Origin of the sequence: Marinitoga sp. 1135, from assembly GCF_013363245.1 — a bacterium.
GTDB lineage: Bacteria > Thermotogota > Thermotogae > Petrotogales > Petrotogaceae > Marinitoga > Marinitoga piezophila.
Window position 1 is genome coordinate 51172 of record NZ_LBEZ01000012.1, and the last position, 15152, is coordinate 66323.

At 27.3% G+C, this 15152-nt stretch carries 15 protein-coding genes, 1 tRNA gene and 2 pseudogenes; 14 read left to right on the forward strand and 4 right to left on the reverse strand.

Features of this window, described 5'->3' with window-relative positions; all coding sequences use genetic code 11:
* Positions 1-2: 2 nt before the first annotated feature.
* From rfbA to XO10_RS06255, 10 genes and pseudogenes are all read left to right on the forward strand, one after another.
* Positions 3-878 (forward strand): glucose-1-phosphate thymidylyltransferase RfbA, encoded by an 876-nt coding sequence (gene rfbA, locus XO10_RS06210; protein WP_175421286.1) that lies wholly within the window; start codon positions 3-5, stop codon positions 876-878.
* Positions 875-1033, forward strand: a pseudogene (locus XO10_RS06215) (dTDP-4-dehydrorhamnose 3,5-epimerase family protein); the annotation flags it as partial. The gene rfbA and the pseudogene XO10_RS06215, both read left to right, overlap by 4 nt.
* Positions 1033-1371 (forward strand): GDP-mannose 4,6-dehydratase, encoded by a 339-nt coding sequence (locus XO10_RS06220; protein WP_368494261.1) that lies wholly within the window; start codon positions 1033-1035, stop codon positions 1369-1371. The pseudogene XO10_RS06215 and the gene XO10_RS06220, both read left to right, overlap by 1 nt.
* A complete protein-coding gene (locus XO10_RS06225; RefSeq protein WP_175418357.1) occupies positions 1371-2378 on the forward strand; it encodes a hypothetical protein in 1008 nt (335 codons plus the stop codon). Before XO10_RS06220 ends, XO10_RS06225 begins: the two co-directional genes overlap by 1 nt.
* Entirely contained in the window at positions 2375-3481 is a 1107-nt protein-coding gene (gene glf, locus XO10_RS06230; RefSeq protein ID WP_175418358.1) for a UDP-galactopyranose mutase, read from the forward strand. The genes XO10_RS06225 and glf overlap by 4 nt, the downstream gene beginning before the upstream one ends.
* Positions 3482-4921, forward strand: a complete 1440-nt coding sequence (locus XO10_RS06235) for a flippase (protein ID WP_175418359.1) — start codon at positions 3482-3484, stop codon at positions 4919-4921.
* Positions 4922-4936: 15 nt separating this feature from the next.
* Entirely contained in the window at positions 4937-5440 is a 504-nt protein-coding gene (tagD, locus tag XO10_RS06240) for a glycerol-3-phosphate cytidylyltransferase (protein WP_175418360.1), read from the forward strand.
* Between the two features lie 9 nt (positions 5441-5449).
* Entirely contained in the window at positions 5450-6613 is a 1164-nt protein-coding gene (locus tag XO10_RS06245) for a CDP-glycerol glycerophosphotransferase family protein (protein WP_175421288.1), read from the forward strand.
* An 11-nt stretch (positions 6614-6624) separates the two neighbouring features.
* A complete protein-coding gene (locus XO10_RS06250) occupies positions 6625-7734 on the forward strand; it encodes a hypothetical protein (protein WP_175421289.1) in 1110 nt (369 codons plus the stop codon).
* A 2-nt stretch (positions 7735-7736) separates the two neighbouring features.
* Positions 7737-8708, forward strand: coding sequence for a glycosyltransferase family 2 protein (locus tag XO10_RS06255; protein WP_175421290.1), 972 nt, complete (start codon positions 7737-7739; stop codon positions 8706-8708).
* Between the two features lie 29 nt (positions 8709-8737).
* Here XO10_RS06255 and galE read toward each other — a convergent pair whose 3' ends face one another.
* Entirely contained in the window at positions 8738-9751 is a 1014-nt protein-coding gene (galE, locus tag XO10_RS06260) for a UDP-glucose 4-epimerase GalE (protein WP_014296738.1), read from the reverse strand.
* Between the two features lie 109 nt (positions 9752-9860).
* Between galE and XO10_RS06265 the strand changes: the two genes are divergently transcribed.
* The 4 genes from XO10_RS06265 to XO10_RS06280 all read left to right on the forward strand — a co-directional run bounded on the left by XO10_RS06265 (position 9861) and on the right by XO10_RS06280 (position 11911).
* Positions 9861-10295, forward strand: coding sequence for a type II secretion system protein (locus tag XO10_RS06265; protein ID WP_014296739.1), 435 nt, complete (start codon positions 9861-9863; stop codon positions 10293-10295).
* A gap of 23 nt (positions 10296-10318) precedes the next feature.
* On the forward strand, positions 10319-11479 hold the full coding sequence (locus XO10_RS06270) for a TetR/AcrR family transcriptional regulator (protein WP_014296740.1): 1161 nt from the start codon (positions 10319-10321) through the stop codon (positions 11477-11479).
* Complete coding sequence (locus tag XO10_RS06275; protein WP_014296741.1) at positions 11454-11768, forward strand: hypothetical protein; 315 nt, start codon at positions 11454-11456, stop codon at positions 11766-11768. Before XO10_RS06270 ends, XO10_RS06275 begins: the two co-directional genes overlap by 26 nt.
* A 68-nt stretch (positions 11769-11836) precedes the next feature.
* A tRNA-Asn gene (locus XO10_RS06280) sits at positions 11837-11911 on the forward strand.
* Between the two features lie 90 nt (positions 11912-12001).
* Here XO10_RS06280 and gatB read toward each other — a convergent pair.
* The 3 genes and pseudogenes from gatB to XO10_RS06295 form a co-directional block, all read right to left on the reverse strand.
* Complete coding sequence (gene gatB, locus XO10_RS06285; RefSeq protein WP_014296742.1) at positions 12002-13438, reverse strand: Asp-tRNA(Asn)/Glu-tRNA(Gln) amidotransferase subunit GatB; 1437 nt, start codon at positions 13436-13438, stop codon at positions 12002-12004.
* Entirely contained in the window at positions 13435-14781 is a 1347-nt protein-coding gene (gene gatA, locus XO10_RS06290) for an Asp-tRNA(Asn)/Glu-tRNA(Gln) amidotransferase subunit GatA (RefSeq protein ID WP_075780594.1), read from the reverse strand. Before gatA ends, gatB begins: the two co-directional genes overlap by 4 nt.
* Positions 14782-14805: 24 nt before the next feature.
* Positions 14806-15152, reverse strand: a pseudogene (locus XO10_RS06295) (flagellar biosynthesis protein); the annotation flags it as partial.

The window sequence follows — 15152 nt, forward strand, 5'->3', positions numbered from 1 at the left end:
CCATGAAATCAATAATCCTATCAGGCGGTTCTGGAACAAGATTATATCCAATAACAAAAGCAGTAAGCAAGCAATTATTACCAGTATATGATAAACCAATGATATACTATCCACTATCAACAGTAATGCTTGCTGGAATAAGGGAAATATTGATAATAACAAATCCTGAATATATTGAATTATATAAAAGATTATTTGGTGATGGATCACAACTAGGATTAAGAATTGAATACAAAATCCAGGAAAAACCAAGAGGATTAGCAGATGCTTTTCTTGTAGGCGAAGAATTCATTGATGGCGATAAATGTATGCTAACCCTTGGGGATAATATATTCTATGGCCAGGGATTTAGCGCAATGCTAAAAAGAGCAGGTTCATTAGAAAAAGGAGCGGTAATCTTTGGATATTATGTAAAAGATCCAAGAAGTTATGGAGTAGTGGAATTTGATGAAAATGGAAAAGTAATAAGCTTAGAAGAAAAACCGGAAAAACCAAAAAGCAATTATGCAATACCAGGACTATATTTCTATGATGAAAGAGTAGTAGAATTTGCCAAACAATTAAAACCATCAAAAAGAGGAGAATTAGAAATAACAGATTTAAATAGAATGTATTTAGAATTAGGAGAATTACAAGTAGAATTATTTGGTCGTGGATTCGCATGGCTTGATATGGGAACATATAACGGATTACTTGAAGCATCAAACTTCGTAGAAACCATTCAAAACAGACAGGGTTTCTATGTTGGATGTATTGAAGAAATAGCATATAGAATGGGTTATATAGACAGAGAACAATTATACAGACTCGGAAAAGAATTAGAAAAAACAGAATATGGAAGATATTTAATGGAAATAGCAGATGGAGTGAGAGAATGAACAAATTCAAAAAAATAGAAACAGAAATAGAAGGATTATATATAATAGAACCTACAGTATTTGGTGATCATAGAGGTTGGTTCATGGAAAGCTATTCATATGAAGAATTCAAAAAAATAGGAATAGATATAGTTTTTGTTCAGGATAATCACTCATACACAGCGGCTTGACCCCTAGATATTGGAGAAGAAATAAGGAAAAATCATTTTTTCACAGAGATAAAAAAATAATAGAAATACTTAGAGAAAAAACAGGAGATGAGCAAATAAATGAAACCCTCATAACGCATGTAAAAGACAGACTTGGACATGATAGAAGATATGGAATAGACCCAACAAAAATAAAAGAAGAATTAGGATGGGAACCAGAAATAATGTTTGATGAAGGAATAGAAAAAACAATAGAATGGTATTTAAACAACAAAGAATGGATGGAAAGAGTTATTTCTGGTGAATATTTGGAGTTTTATAAAAGGAATTATGGAGGGATATAATGAATTTTAAAATTAATAAAAATACTAAAATTTATGTTGCATGTCCGGCAAATGTTGCTACTGGTGGACCAGAATTATTACATCAATTAGTTCATAAAATGAATTTATTTGGAATAAATGCAAAAATGTTTTATTACCCAAATAATATAGAGAATCCTGTACATAAATTTTACAAAAAATACAATAATGCATTTGTTAGAGAAATAGAAGATGATGAAAATAATATTCTTATAGTTCCTGAAGTAAAAACTGATTTAATTTATAAATATAATAAAATTAAAAAAATTATATGGTGGTTAAGTGTAGATAACTTTACAGGTTATCCCAAAAATGTTAAAAAAACTATTAAAATAATATTAAAAAAAATTACAAAACCTAAAAGTTTTTATAATTTTGAAGATTTACCAAATTTGTATCATCTTGTTCAGTCATACTATGCAAAAAACTACCTATTAAAAAAAGGAATAAAAAAAGAAAAAATCGACTATCTTTCGGATTATCTTAATCCTCTTTTTATCGAAAAACAATTAAAAAACAAGAATAAATTACAAAAAGAAAATATCGTTGTTTATAATCCGAAAAAAGGTTATCAATTTACCAAAAAAATTATAAAAAATGCTCCTGATATAAAATTTGTTCCTATCATCAATATGACACCAGAAGAAGTTGCGGATTTATTGTTAAAAGCTAAAGTTTATATAGATTTCGGAAATCATCCTGGTAAAGATAGAATTCCTAGAGAAGCTGCTATATCAAATTGTTGTGTTATAGTTGGAAAAAGAGGTTCAGCTCAATTTAAAGAAGATGTCCCTATAGATGATGAATATAAATTCGATGTAAAAAGTAAAAATATATCAAATATAATTAACAAAATAAGGTATTTATTAGATAATTATGATTATGAAATAAAAAAATTTGAAAATTATAGGAATTTCATATTAGCTGAAGAGAAGAATTTTGAGCAAGATATAAAAAGAATTTTTGTTTTAGAGGAGCTGGAAAAATGAAATATGAAATAGTAATAGTAGGAGCAGGATTGGCTGGAGCAACGGCAGCCAGATTATTAGCTGAAAAAGGTAAAAAAGTATTAGTAATAGAACAACATAAACATATAGCTGGACATTGTCATGATTATAAAAATGAGCATGGGATTACTGTACATACATACGGTCCACATATCTTCCATACAAAAAATAAAAAAGTATGGGACTTTGTAAATAGATTTACAGAATTCCATTATTATCAACATAAAGTATTAAGTTACGCTGAAGGAAAGTTAATACCTTTTCCAATAAATAGAGATACGTTAAAAGAAGTATTTGGAATAGAAATAGGGACACATGAAGTAAAGGAATTTTTAGAAAAAGAAGTGAAAAAATCTAAATTCAATAATCCTCCTAAAAACTTTAGAGATGCGGTTGTATCACAGGTTGGAGAAAGATTATATGAAATGTTCTTTAAAAATTATACAATAAAGCAATGGGAAAGAGATCCAGAAGAATTATCAGCCGAAATAGCAAAAAGAATACCTGTAAGGGAAAATAGAGATGACAGGTATTTTTCTGATCAATATCAGGGAATACCAAAACACGGATATACAAAAATGGTAGAAAATATGTTAGATCATGAAAATATATCCTTACTATTAGGAGCAGATTATTTTGAGGTAAATGATTTATTTGAGTCTGAATTAACAATATATACAGGAGAACTTGATAGATTTTTTGATTACAAATATGGAAAATTAGAATACAGATCGCTTGAATTAAAATTTAAAACTTTTGATAAAGAATATTATCAGCCAGTTGCAACAGTAAATTATCCAAATGATTATGACTGGACAAGAATAACAGAATTTAAACATTTCTTAGATGAAAAATCTAATAAAACAACAGTATGTTTTGAATATCCAAAGGCAGAAGGAGAACCATACTACGTAGTAATGACAGAAGATAATATGGAAAAAAGAAAAAAATACATGGAAGAAGTAGAAAAATTAGAAAAAACAGGAAAATACATATTTGTTGGAAGACTTGCTGAATATAAATACTATAATATGGATCAGGTTATTGAAAAAAGTATTGAAAGAGTAGAGGAGTATTTAAAATAAATGAGTGTTGCAAAAAATTATGTTTATAATACTTTACTTCAAATTTCAAATATTTTAATTCCGTTTATAACAATTCCATATATAACAAGAGTTTTAGATCCTCAAGGAATAGGGATTGTTGCTTATACAAATTCAATAGTTCAATATTTTATATTATTAGCAACATTAGGAATGACATTATATGGCAATAGAACAATTGCATATGTAAGAAATGATAAGAAAGTATTAAATAAAACTTTTTGGGAATTGTTCTTTTTAAAATTATTCACCTCTATTATTTCTATCTTTGTATATGTATTTTTTGTTTTTACTATAAATAGTGATTATAAAATAGTATATTATATTCAATTAATAAATTTAATAGCTGTTGTTTTCGATATTTCATATTTTTTCATGGGAATAGAAGATTTTAAAAAAACTTCTATTCGAAGTATAACAATAAAAATTATTTCTACAATTTTAATTTTTATTGTTATTAAGAAACCTGAGGATTATGTTTATTATGCTTTGATTTCTGCATCTGGAAATTTTGTAGGACAATTTATATTATGGAAGTATCTACCTGAATATATAAAATTAGAAAAGGTTTCTAAAGAAAAAATTTTGTATCATCTAAGAAATACAATAAAATTATTTATACCAATGATTGCAATTCAAATATATACAGTTTTAGATAAAACAATGATAGGAATACTTGCAAATGAATCCGAAGTAGCGTTTTATGATATGTCGCAAAGATTGGTAAAAATGACTTTAGCTTTAGTAACTTCAATTGGAATAGTTATGTTACCTAAAATTTCTAATTTAATTAGTTTGAACGATAATGCAAAAATTACATATTATGCAAGAAAAGTTTTTGATTATATAACTTATGCATCTGTTTTTATAATGCTAATGATGATTATTACAATGCCAACATTTGTTCCAATTTTTTTTGGAAGAGATTTTATTAAGGTAAAAGATATTATTATGATTATAAGTCCTATAATCTTATTTATAAGTTGGAGTAACTTTTTTGGAATTCAATTAATGGTTCCAATGAAATTAGAAAAATATTTAACTTTATCAGTTACCATTGGAGCAATAGTGAATTTTAGCTTAAATTACTTTTTAATACCAAAATATCAATCAATTGGAGCAGCAATTTCAACAATAATAGCAGAATTTTTGGTTGCACTTATTCAAATAACTATAATAAGAAAATACATTAAAATATTTGAAATAACAAAAGGAATTTGGAAACATTTTATTAGTGGTATATTAGTTTATGGTATTCTTTTTCAAGTGACGAAATTAAATATAGAATCGTTAGAAAAAATTATAATAGAAGTATTTTTAGGATTAATTTTATATTTAACATTTGAATTTATTTTAAAATCAGAGATAAATTCTTTAGTTGTTTCAAAAATGATTAGTTTTATGAAAATGAAAAAAAATTAGTTTTGAGGTGAAAAAATGAAAACAGTAATAACATATGGCACATTTGATTTATTTCATATAGGGCATCTTAAATTATTGCAAAGAGCAAAAGAACTAGGAGATAGATTAATAGTAGCAGTTTCAACCGATGAATTTAATGCAATAAAAGGAAAAAAGTCTATAATACCATATGACCAAAGAGCAGAAATAGTTAAAAACATTAAATGTGTTGATATGGTTATTCCAGAAAAAAATTGGGAACAAAAAATTGAAGATATTAAAAAATATAATGTGGATATTTTTGTAATGGGTGAAGATTGGAAAGGAAAATTTGATTTTTTAAAAGAATATTGTGAAGTTGTATATTTACCAAGAACAGAGGGAATATCTTCTACAGAAATAAAACAAATTCTACAACATATTTCTAAATTATCTACTACCGAATTAAAAAAAGCTTTAGATATATTGACAAAAATAGATTTTGAAGAATTGAAAGAAGCTTTTCAAATTTTAGAACAATTAAGAAAAGACTTATGGTAGGGTGGTTTTATGTTACAAAAATTTATTAGGAAGATTGGGTATATAATAAGTAAATTTTTAATATTTTTATTTCCTATAAATAAAAATAAAATAACTATTATAGAAGAAACTCCATTTAGCGGTTCAAATTCTTATGCTCTTTATATTCACTTAAAAAATATAAATAAAAATATAAATAAGAATAATAAATTGAATATTATTTATTTAGAAGGTAAGATTAAATCTTTTAAAGAATATTTTAATTGGTTAAAAAACATATCTTCTTCTAAAATTGTTGTTGTTAGTCATGGACTTCCTTTTAAAAAGAAAAAAAATCAAATTTTCATTCAGTTATGGCATGGAATACCTTTAAAAGCTATGGGACTTTTGGATAAATCTGCAAATTTAAAAGAAAAAAAGTTAGTTATAAAATCAATTAATCAATATGATTATATAATTTCTTCTTCTGATACATATTCAACTTTACTAAACTCAACAGTAGGAAGTTATAAATCAAAATATTTAAACCTTGGATTTCCAAGAATAGATTTTTTATTTAAAAAAGGAAGATTAAATGAAATAGTTGATTTTGATGGAAAAAAGGTTGTTTTTTACATTCCAACATATAGAAAAGGTTATTTAGATAAAATTGAAGGAATTGAAAGATATAATAATATTTTTGGTTTTGAAGATTTTTCATTAGAAATTTTTGATAATTTTTTAAAAGACAATAATATACTTTTTATAGCAAAATTGCATCCATTTGAAGAAGCATATTATAAGAAAATTTATAAAGATTTTAATAGCAAAAATTTTATTTTTTTAAATCAAGATATTTTGAAAGAAAAGAAAATTGATTTGTATGAAATTCTCCCCGATTCTGATTTACTTATAACAGATTATTCAAGTATATATTTTGATTATTTAATTTTAAATAAACCTGTTATTTTCATAAACAATGATATTAAAACTTATTATGAAAAAAGAGGCTTTTTACTATATCCATATGATTTTTGGACTCCCGGATTAAAAGTTTCTAATTTTAATTCTATGTTAGATTCTATCCATAAAATCTTATCTGGCAATGACGATTATTCTACAAATAGAAAGATGATTAGAGATATTTTTTTCTATTACCAAGATCCAAATTCTTCAGAAAGAATTAGTAATTTTATTATTGACTTATTAAAATAGTAGGTGAATTTATGAATATATTATTTATTTCTTACTCAATTATAGAAAATGATATTAGAACTCAAGAACTTTTAAAAGTTATCAAAAATTTTGGAGATGTTACTTTAGTATCTCCTGTAATTAATGATAATACATATATTAAAGAAGTAAAAAAACATATAAAACTAAAAATTAAAAAAAATGAGTATTTAACTTTTAAAAACTATAGTAGATTCATTTTTTTATCTTTAAAAACTGCTATAAAAACTAAAAAAATTGATATATTTTTTGTTGATAATTATTTAGCTTCTATTCCCGCTATTTTCATTCTAAAATTTAGAAAAAGTAATTTTGTTTTTCAAGATGTTAGAGAATTATATTTATTATCAGAAAGAAAAGGTTTTAGAAAATTACTAACTTATTCTGAAATAAAATTAATGAAAAAAGCTGATCTTGTAATTGCAGCTAATGAATATAGAGCAAAAATTATGAAAGACTTATATAATTTGTTTGATAAACCTTTTGTATTTGAAAACATAAGAAAAATTGAAAAAGTTTATAACAAAGATTTATATGATAAAAAATATAATTCCTATTTCTCAAACAATAAATTTAACTTAATTTATACAGGTGGTTATGAAGTTGAAAGAAAAACAGATTTACTTGTTAAAAGTATGATTAATTTAAAAAATTGCAATTTGTTTATTGTTGGTGGGGGAAAAGACGAAGATAAAAGAATTTTATTCAATATAATAGATCAATATAAGTTAAACAATGTTTTCTTATTTGACAAATTAGCTCTTGATGAATTAAAATATTTAATTGATAACTCACATATTGGAATTGTCACATATAATGATGATACATATAACAATAAATATTGTGCTTCAGGAAAAGTTTATGAATTTCTATTTTCAAAAATACCAATAGTTACTTCTGAAAATCCCCCTTTAAAAGAATTATGTGAAAAATTTAAAATTGGAGAATCCAATAATAACTTTTATTTAGCAATTAAAAAAGTTTTAGATAATTATGATTTTTATAAAAAAAATGTTTTAAGGTATATAGAAAATATATCTGTAGAAAAAAATAGAGAAAAATTATATTTAAAAATTAGAAATTTAATTAATGATGGGGGATAGATATGGAAGAAAAAAAAGTTTCAATTATAATTCCTGTTTTAAACGAAGAAAAACATATAGAAAAATGTATTGATTCATTGATTAATAATGATTATGAGAACAAGGAAATTATTGTTGTTGATGGAATGAGTGAGGATAGAACTCGTGATATTTTAAGAAAATATGAGAATATCAGGATTATTGATAATCCTGATAAGACAACTCCTATTGCTTTAAATATTGGTTTGAAAAATGCAACTGGTGATTATATAATGATTGCCGGAGCACATACTACTTATTCTAAAAATTATATTTCAGCCTGTGTTAGACGACTTGATGAAGATAAATGTGATGTTGCTGGAGGAAAGATGGTAACTATTCAGGGAAAAGACACGCCTGTAGCGAAAGCTATTTCTATAGTTTTATCTCATCCGTTTGGAATTGGAGGGGCAAAGTATAGATTGGAAAACGATAAAGAAGAGTATGTTGATACTGTTGCATACGGTGTTTATAAGCGAGAAGTTTTTGAAAAATTGGGAGGTTTTGTTGAAAAGCTCAGAAGAAATCAGGATATTGAGATGAATTTAAGAATTAAAAATGCAGGATTCAGAATAATGCTGGTTCCTGAAGCAGAAGCTTATTATTATGCTAGAGATAATTTTAAGGATTTGTGGAAGAATAATTTTAATAATGGGTTATGGGTAATTTTAAGTACTCATTATGCAAGAAAGGCTTTTTCTTTAAGACACCTTGTGCCTTTGTTTTTTGTGTTGTTTTTGGTTTTAGGTGGTGTTTTTTCTATTTTTTATCCTATTGTAAGAATTCCTTATTTTTCAATTTTAGGGCTTTATTTGATTTTGAGTTTGTATTTTTCTTTTGATATTTCGAGAAAGAATAAGGATTTTAAGTTGTTTTTCCCAACGTTATTTTCTTTCTGGACTTTACATGTTTCATATGGTTTAGGTTCATTATATGGATTATTTATTATATTATGAAAAAAGCTCCCTTTTTGGGAGCTTTTGTTTTAATCTTCATATCCATTTGGATTTTTCTTTTGCCAATTCCATGAGTCTTTACACATGTCGTATAAATCTTTTTCTGCTTTCCAGCCTAATTCTTTTAATGCTTTTGTTGGGTCTGCATATATTTTATCTACATCTCCAGGTCTTCTATCAACTATTTCATATGGAATTTTAACCCCACTTGCTTTTTCAAATGCTTTTACTACATCTAAAACGCTATATCCTGTTCCTGTTCCGAGGTTATATATTTTTACTCCTGTGGTTTCCATTATTTTTTCAAGTGCTTTTATATGTCCTTTTACTAAATCCACAACATGGATATAATCTCTTACGCCTGTACCGTCATGTGTATCGTAATCATTTCCAAATACATATAATTTTTCTCTTTTTCCAACGGCAACTTGAGTGATATATGGCATTAAATTGTTTGGTATTCCGTTTGGATCTTCACCAATCATTCCGCTTTCATGTGCACCTATTGGGTTGAAGTATCTTAATAATGATATGCTCCAATTTTTGTCTGAGATATATAAATCTTTTAATATTTCTTCTATGAATAATTTTGTTCTTCCATATGGATTTGTTGCTCCAGTTGGAAAGTCTTCTGTTATTGGAACCTTATGTGGGTTTCCATATACTGTTGCTGATGAGCTGAATACTATTTTTTTTACATTTTTTTCTTTCATTACTTCTAAAAGATTAAGAGTGCCTGTGATGTTATTGTGATAATATAATAATGGTTTTTCCACTGATTCACCAACTGCTTTTAAACCTGCAAAATGTATAACCGCTTCTATTTCATTTTCGTCGAAAATTTCTTTTATTTTATTTTTGTCCAACAAATCTGCTTCATAGAATTTGAAATCTTTTCCTGTTATTTCTTTTATTCTTTTTAAAACTGCAGGTTTGCTATTTGAAAAATTATCCAGTACAATTATTTCATATCCGGCATTTAAGAATTCAATACATGCATGACTTCCTATATATCCAGTTCCGCCTGTTATGAGTATTGACATTTTTTCACTCTCCTTTTTAATTTTTCAATATATTATATCATAATTTTATTTTTCCCGGGTAAATTATGGTATAATTATAATTGAATTTGTAACAAAGGGGGAGATGGATTTGGCGTTTAAGAAGCATGATGGTTTTAGTCTTTATGAGGTTTTAATTGTACTTGCTGTTATTGCTATTATTGGCGCTTTTTCTGTTCCAATGGTTAATAATATTATTAACAAAGCAAAATTTACTAAAATTATTAATGATATGAAGGTGATTCAGAACTCAATTATTCAATATTATTATGATAATGATTCTTTTCCTGATAATATAGATACGCTGGTTGATAATGACTATATTGAATCTTCGCCTGAAAATGTTTCTTTTAAAACTTTAAATAATGTTGTTTTTGTTTATTATACTGAACAAATTTCAAATCCAGATAATCTCGAAAAACTGGATACAACTTTAAATTGGAATTCGAATACAGAGGATTTTTCTTCTTTAAATGAAGAACCGGATAATAATTCCAGAATTCCTGTATTAAGAATGGCTTTTTAATAATGAAATGGAGTTGAATAATTTTGAGAAGACGACGAAAAACCAGTACAAAGGAAAAGATTATAAAATCTGCAAGGAAGCTTTTTTCTGAAAAATGGTATGATACTGTCTCTGTTGCTGAAATTTGTAGAAATGCCCGGGTTTCAAATGGGGTATATTATAATTATTTTAGAGATAAGAAAACACTTTTTGAGTTTTTTTTAAATGAGCTTATTGAAAAAATGGAGGTTGAACTTTCTCAGATTAGTGGTAATTCCAAAAAAGATAAGATTTCTTCTTTTATAGACATCGTTTTCAAACTTTCTGCAAAGGATACAGAATTGGTTACTATTTTCCGTGAGGGACAGTATAAATTTCCTGAGTATGAAAAAAAATTAAAGAATATTTATATTAATACTCTTTCTAATATTTTGGAAAGGGATATTTCTGATGTTGAATATATTTTTATTGTTGGTGGATTAAGATTTTTAAGCGTTATGGCTGCTTATAACTGGTTTAATATTAATAAGGAATCATTTAAAGATATTGTTTTTAATGGGATTTTTGATGAACGAATTAATAGAAAGGAAAGAATTTTTAATGTTAAGTTTATAAATGAACGTTCGAAAAAACTGGACTCAAAGGAAAGAATTGTTGAAGCTGGAATAGAATTATTTGGAACTTATGGTTTTCACAATGTAAATGTTTATGATATTACTAAACTCGCTGGTTTTGCAGTTGGTACTTTTTATATTTACTTTGATAGCAAGGAAACTTTTTTACGAGAGATTGTTAGAAACATCAGTCATGAGACAAGAAAGTTTATTAGTAGAAATCTTTCTGTTTCTTTGAATAGATTGGAACAGGAATTACAGGGAACTTATTTATTTTTGAAATTTTTTGAAAGAAATAAAAATTATTATGAAATTGTTAGAGAATCGGAATTTGTGGCAAAGGAAGAGGTTATTAAATATTATGATGCTTTTAGAAAGGGTTATTTAAAAAATCTATCAAGTGTTAAACTTGAGGATAAGGAAACAATAGCTTTAACGCTTATGGGTATTTCTCATTTTATTGGTATTGAATATTTATTCCATCAATCTATTTTAGATATTAATAATTTTCTTATTAAATTGTCCCATTATCTTGAAAATGGATTGAAATTAGAAGGTGATTTAAATGTTCTGGTTCAGGAAAAGGAATAAAGAGAAGGATATTTCCAAAAATCCTTTTTATGATGAAGGAGAATCCCTTGTTATTTATTTTAAATGCAATAATTGTGGAGAGACCTTTAGAAGCTATTTGAGAAAAGGATATGATTTTTCAAATGCTTTTGAAGGTAGAGCAAGATATGAAATTAATAAGGAGTATATTGGCTCTAAATGCAGTGAAAGAATTTATTTGCATGCAGAATTTGATGGTGTATATCGCCTTATTAATTTTGAATTAGTTGGTGGAACGCCTATTACCAGGGATGAGTTCGATAAAAATTAACATTTTATTCTCGAAATTTTTTCTTGCAAAGTAGCATATTTTGTGTTATAATAATTCTCGGAAGTTGTTCCGGCGTAGCTCAACGGTAGAGCGGGTGGCTGTTAACCACTAGGCTGGGGGTTCGAATCCCTCCGCCGGAGCCATAACCAAAAGTCCAGCGAAAGCTGGACTTTTTTGTTATATAATATTTAAAATAAAATCACCACAGCATTTGCTGTGGTGATGATTAAAAGTTATTCTTCCAACATTTCTTTTACAAGTTTATTTGCTTTTTGTGGGTTTGCTTTTCCTTTTGTTTCTTTCATTAATTGTCCAACGAAGAAACCTAATAATTTTGTTTTTCCATTTTTGTATTGTTGAACCTGTTTTGGGTTGTTTTCGATGATTTTTTTGATTATTTCTTTTAATGTTTCGTCATCATCTATTTGTTCAAGTCCCTTTTCTTTTACTATATCTGCTGGTGATTTTCCTGTTTCAAATACGTCTATGAATATTTCTTTTGCTATTTTGGTTGATATTTTTCCGCTATCTATTAATTCTTCTAATTCTTTGAAGTGTTCTGGCGATACTTTTATGTCTTTTAATTCTATGTTGTTTTTGTTCATTTCTCTTAGAAGGTCTGTGATTATGAAATTACTTACAAATTGTGGATTTTTAACGAGTTTAGCACATTTTTCAAAGTAATCTGCAAGTTCTTTGTCTGATGCGAGAATTTCTGCATCGTATTCTTTTATTGTATATTCTTTTATAAATCTTTCTTTCTTTTCGTCTATCATTTCTGGCATTGTTTTTTTAACTTCTTCGATATCTTTTTCTGTAACTATTACAGGTGGAATATCCGGTTCAGGAAAGTATCTGTAATCTGCTTCTTCTTCTTTTGATCTCATTGAGAATGTGGAACGTGTTGCAAAGTTCCAACCTCTGGTTTCCATTGGTACGTTTTTTCCTTCTTCTAAATGCTGAATTATTCTTTCTCTTTCATATTCAAGCGCTTTTTCAACAAATTTAAATGAGTTGATATTTTTTACTTCAACACGATTACTCTGGAATCCTGTTTCTGTATTTGTTATTGATATGTTTGCGTCACATCTTAAAGCACCTTTTTCCATGTCTCCTGTTGAGATTTCTGCATATCTCAATATATTTCTGAGTTTTTCCATGAATAGTCTTGCTTCTTTTGGAGATTCTATATCTGGTTTTGTTACTATTTCTATAAGAGGAATTCCGCTTCTGTTGTAATCAACGAGACTGTATGATGCTGATTCAAGTTTTTCACCTTCATGGAACATTTTTCCTGAATCTTCTTCAAGATGCATTCTTTCTATTCTGATTTTTTTGCCTTCTATTTCTATGTATCCATCGTTTGCCAATGGATAGAAATATTGTGTAATCTGATAACCTTTAGGAAGGTCTGGATAGAAATAATTTTTTCTATCAAATCTTGAGTATTCATTTATTTTTGCATTTAATGCTATTGCTGCTTTTATTCCTAATTTTAATGCTTCTTCGTTAAATACAGGAAGAGCACCTGGTTGTCCTGTACATACTGGACATATGTTTGTGTTTGGTTCGCTTTCAAATGCATTGGCGGAACATGAACAGAATGCTTTTGTTTTTGTTAGTAATTGTACGTGTATTTCAAGTCCTATTGTGGTTTTGTATTTGCTCATAATTGCACCTCCGGTAATTCAAGCCTGCCGAATATTTTTTCAAATTTATTTGCTATTTTTAGCATTTTGGCATCTTCTAATGGTTTTGATATTAGATGTATTCCAAATGGTAAATTGTCTATTAATCCTGAAGGAATGCTAATTGCAGGTGCTCCTATCATGTTTGCTGATATTGTAAATAAATCCATTAAATAGTATTCAAGTGGGGATTTTAATTCTCCAATTTTTGGTGGTAGCATCGTTGTTGTTGGGGTTAATACTGCATCGTATTTTTCAAATACTTTTTCAAAGTCATCGTTTAATAGTTTTCTTATTTTTGCTGCTTTTGAGAAGTATGCATCATAATATGCTGAGCTTAATGTAAATGCACCCATGAATATACGTCTTTTTACTTCTATTCCAAAACCTTTATCTCTTGTTTCCATGTATGTGTCTTTTAATGATTCTTTTTCTTCTCTTAATGCAAATCTCATTCCATCATATCTTGAAAGGTTTGAACTTGCTTCTGATGGTGCTATTATGTAATATATTGAAACGGTGTATTTTAAATGTGGAATTTCCACTTCTTCTATTTCGATACCATTTTCTTTTAATCTTTCTATGTTTTCTTTGAATTTTTCAAGTACTTTTGGGTCTATTCCTTCAACTTCAAATACTTCTTTTGGTATTGCTATTTTTATTTTTTCAGGTTCTTTTTCTATTTCTGAGGTTAAATCCCAATTTATATCCAGTGTTGTTGAATCTTTTTCATCTTTTCCTGACATTACTTCTACTACTGTTGCTGCATCTTTTACGTTTGTTGCAAGTACTCCAATTTGATCAAGAGATGAAGCAAATGCTGAAAGGCCATATCTTGATATTGCACCATAGGTTGGTTTATATCCAACAATTCCACAGAATGATGCTGGTTGTCTTACTGAACCTCCTGTGTCTGATCCTATTGCAAATGGTACTATTCCCGCAGCAACAACTGCTGCAGAACCTCCACTTGAACCTCCAGGAATTCTTTCAAGATCCCATGGATTTTTTACAGGTCCAAATGCTGAATTTTCATTTGAACCCCCCATTGCAAATTCATCGAGATTTGTTTTTCCAACGATTTTGAAACCTTCATTTAAGAGTTTTTGTATTGCTGTTGCGGTATATGTTGAATTATAGTTTTCAAGTATTTTTGATGCTGAGGTCATTTTTGTTCCTAATACTTGTATATTGTCTTTTACCATAAACGGTGTGTTGTGATATTTTCCTTCTTTGTTGCCTTCTATTTCTGTAAACTCTAACACTGCATTTATTTTTTCATTTATTTTTTTTGCTTTTTCTGCATCATATTTAAATTCTTTCATCGAAATCCTCCTTTTACATCTCTTTTAATTAAGCTTTTTCTGGATAATTTTTTCTATATCCTTTAGATCAAGCTCGAATATATTTTCTATTATATTTTCTATTGTTTTAGAATCTGATTTTTCGATTTTTGGTAATATTGGTTCCGTTTTATTACCGAATTTTTTCAATAATAATTTTTTAGCTATTTCTCTTCTTTCTTCTTCTTTTCCACGCTGCAATCCTTGTTGTAATCCTTGTTGTAATCCTTGTTGTAATCCTTGCTGTAATCCCTCTTTTCTACCTTCTTCTAAACCTTCTCTTCTACCTTCTTCTAAACCTTCTATTTTAGCTTTTTCTTTACTTTCTTTTATTGCTTCCTCAACAGTTCTTA